The sequence below is a fragment of the Chamaesiphon sp. OTE_20_metabat_361 genome (assembly GCF_031364565.1).
The window spans coordinates 1-3,049 of the sequence record NZ_JANLWO010000600.1 but is presented as its reverse complement, the minus strand read 5'-3'; the positions used below and the strand labels follow the sequence as shown (position 1 = coordinate 3,049).

5 protein-coding genes are annotated in these 3,049 nt (G+C 51.0%); all 5 read left to right on the top strand.

Annotated features, from left to right (window positions below; all coding sequences use genetic code 11):
• Positions 1-323: 323 nt before the first annotated feature.
• Complete coding sequence (locus RMO35_RS17210) at positions 324-929, top strand: signal transduction histidine kinase (STHK), LytS (RefSeq protein ID WP_309742539.1); 606 nt, start codon at positions 324-326, stop codon at positions 927-929.
• A gap of 193 nt (positions 930-1,122) precedes the next feature.
• Positions 1,123-1,395, top strand: coding sequence for a GlsB/YeaQ/YmgE family stress response membrane protein (locus RMO35_RS17205; protein WP_309742538.1), 273 nt, complete (start codon positions 1,123-1,125; stop codon positions 1,393-1,395).
• Between the two features lie 63 nt (positions 1,396-1,458).
• On the top strand, positions 1,459-1,803 hold the full coding sequence (locus RMO35_RS17200) for a hypothetical protein (protein WP_309742537.1): 345 nt from the start codon (positions 1,459-1,461) through the stop codon (positions 1,801-1,803).
• A gap of 77 nt (positions 1,804-1,880) precedes the next feature.
• Positions 1,881-2,546, top strand: a complete 666-nt coding sequence (locus tag RMO35_RS17195; RefSeq protein WP_309742536.1) for a hypothetical protein — start codon at positions 1,881-1,883, stop codon at positions 2,544-2,546.
• A 63-nt stretch (positions 2,547-2,609) separates the two neighbouring features.
• Complete coding sequence (locus RMO35_RS17190) at positions 2,610-2,927, top strand: hypothetical protein (RefSeq protein WP_309742535.1); 318 nt, start codon at positions 2,610-2,612, stop codon at positions 2,925-2,927.
• The last annotated feature ends 122 nt before the right edge of the window (positions 2,928-3,049 follow it).

Below are 3,049 nucleotides of genomic sequence, written 5' to 3'. Positions count from 1 at the left end.
CGCCTCCGGCTCCGGCTCCCCTCTGTCTTGATTCGCTGTCTTGTCGTTTTTTTATTCGGGGGGAACCCCCGAATAAAAACGCCGCTAAACCGTCGGGGAACCCGACGTGCGCGAATCGCTCCCAAGCTTGGGAGAGGGGTTGGGGGTGAGGGCAAGGGGTTTCGATCGCCAAAGAAGGGTTTGTGAAGCAGATTTGGTATGAAAGATTTTTATTTCGGTGTATGAAACCACCCTGTCTCCCAAGCTGGGGAGAGGGGAGCCAGAGCCGAAGGATCTGGCGGGGTGAGGGTAATTAATACTTAAAAAAATCAGGAGTAAACGAGATGTCTGACAAACGTGGCATAGGGATATTTTCTAGCTATGACAGTGCCGAAAGTGCGTTGATAAAACTGGCAAGTGCTGGCTTTGCAATGGAGCGAGTCTCCCTCATCGGTCGCGATGTCGAACGCCAAGTGGAGGTAACTGGAGCCAAAACCAGCGAGGCACTTGCCGATCTTGGTGACGAAGCAGCTCACAATGGGATTGCTGGTGAAACTGCCAAAAATGGCGCGATCGCAGGTACGGCTTTTGGCGGCGTGGCGGGATTATTAGTCGGTTTGGGTGCCTTGGCACTGCCCGGGGTCGGTCCGGTGATGCTTGCGGGCGCTGCCGCTACTGCCTTAGCTGCAACGGCATCTGGTAGCGCGATCGGCGCGACGGCTGGTAGCCTAGCTGGAGGTCTAATCGGTCTGAATATCCCAGATGAACGGGCGACCATGTATAGCGATCGCGTCGCTCAGGGCAATTACCTGGTAATGATTGAAGGCTCGCCCAGCGATCTGAACCAGGCTGAGTCAATTTTTACCAAAGCTGGCATCCAAGAATGGACGCTCCAAGATATCGCCAATCATCACGATCGAAACGTTTCCCCCGCACAGGTTCAATCGTAGGCGCGATCGGCAGACTACAGACTAGATCTAAACATTTCGCGATCGCTAAAGAAAAATCATCTGCTTGTAGGTCGATACTCCTCTGTCCATTGACGCTAACTACAAATGTATAGTTCATCCACTTGAGAGAAAGGGTTTGGGAGGTACTGCTGGTAAATTACTGATACAGGCAAATTCAACGGAGAAATAAATTATGACTAATCTTATTGCATGGGTAGTTTTAGGATTGCTAGCTGGCGCGATCGCCAAAGCAATCGTTCCTGGAGATCAAGGTGGCGGCTGGCTATCGACGCTAATCTTAGGCGTAATTGGTGCATTTGTTGGGGGGAGTTTGTTCACCTTCATACAGACTGGAACATTGCAATTTACAGCGGCTGGATTAAGTATTCCGGGCGTAGCAATTGCCGTGTTAGGCGCGATTATTGCAATTTATCTCTACGGCTTAGTTGCTAGTAGAAATATCTAGATTCTGGCGACTTATCGCTATCTTGGCACCCGTACACGACCGATTTATTTAGAGGAGTTTGATATGAAATACCTGTCTGCATTGTTTGTCAATATTCGTCCCCTGCGGATGCTAATGTCGATCGTCCTGTCGGCAGTATTGGTCTTTGCTAGCAGTTTTCCCGCTCTAGCTGGCAAAAGCCCCACTACCAAAGGCGTAGAGCAACTGCCACAGATCGAGGAAAAATCGAAAGAGGCACTAGCAAAACCCGCGATGTCTCCAGAATCGATCGAGGCGCGTTCTCAGGGTGCGCTCAATGAAGTCCAACCCAAAGCCGCAGATCGAGACAAAATGTACAGATCTAGCGACACCATACCGCCAGCGGTCAAGCAAGTCGAAAAAGCGATCGCTAAACTCAAAAATAACTAGGGCTGGAAATATCAGTTAACGGTGCATCTCAATCAATTTTGTCAGCTAACCACACATCAATAATTCGGAGCATTATTATGGCATATGTAGATAGACCAAATGACTATATCGGCGAACGAACGGTACCTGTAGTTGCAACTGGCTACCACGATCAAGTACGCTGGGGTCCCATCATCGCCGGATTAATGATTGCCCTAAGTACGCAACTCGTCTTGAGTGCATTGGGTGTAGCCATTGGAGCGAGTAGTATCGGCGACTCGGGCGCACCTCGTACCGAAGCTGGTGGCGTTGGTGTTGGTGTCGGCATTTGGTCGATTATTAGCTTGCTGATCTCCTTGTTCGTCGGTGGCTGGACTGCGGCGCGTACTTCCGGCCGAATGAACCGCAACACGGCATTACTCAACGGGGCGATCTTATGGGCTTCGACTCTAGCCTTGAGTGCCTGGTTGCTTTCTAGCGGTGTCTCTGGAGCCTTTGGCGTAGCAGCATCCAATGCTGGCAGCGTCATCAATCAAGTTCGCCAAGCGGCACCTAATGCCACGACTGGGGTCATCACCGGACAGCAAGCGCCACCAGTACCGAATATTACCGCCCAACAAGCTCGCGATATTGCTGGTAATACTGCCAAAGTCAGTTGGTCTTTTGTCTTCGGTTCGCTCTTAGGACTAATCGCTTCCCTGATCGGTTCGGCGATCGGTGTCCGCAATCCCAGACCGACAGCAACGGTCGATCGCGACTACTAATCCAGATGGCTCTGGCTGAATGGGAAATTTCTCAACCATTAGCATCATTGAGGAACAACACAAATGCTCTTAACACTCAGTATATTTCCATTGTTGCAAGCTCAGTCCACACGTCTCAAAGCCAAGCTCATCGAGTTGGATCGCCAACTAGAGACACGCTACGGCGATCGCTATTTTCAGGTCAAGCGGCAAATCGATGGTACCAAAGTCTGGTACGAAAAGACTCGCGCTGAGGCTGAAACTACTGGGACGATTCCGCTAGAGCAAAAGACTGAAGCCGCCACTGGTGAATTTGCCAAAGCTGGTTCTTCCGCCGCGCGGAAGGAGAGACTCATCAAGCAGCAGTTAAAAGACTTGTGGCAGAGCATCAAGAATCGCTAATTTTAGATGATTTGGGTGGATGCGGAGTCCTGCACCCCCCCCCCACCCACCCCCCAAAAAGGGGGGGGGGGAGAAAAAAACCCCCAAATAAGGGGGGGGGGGGGGGGAAAAAAACCAAAAAA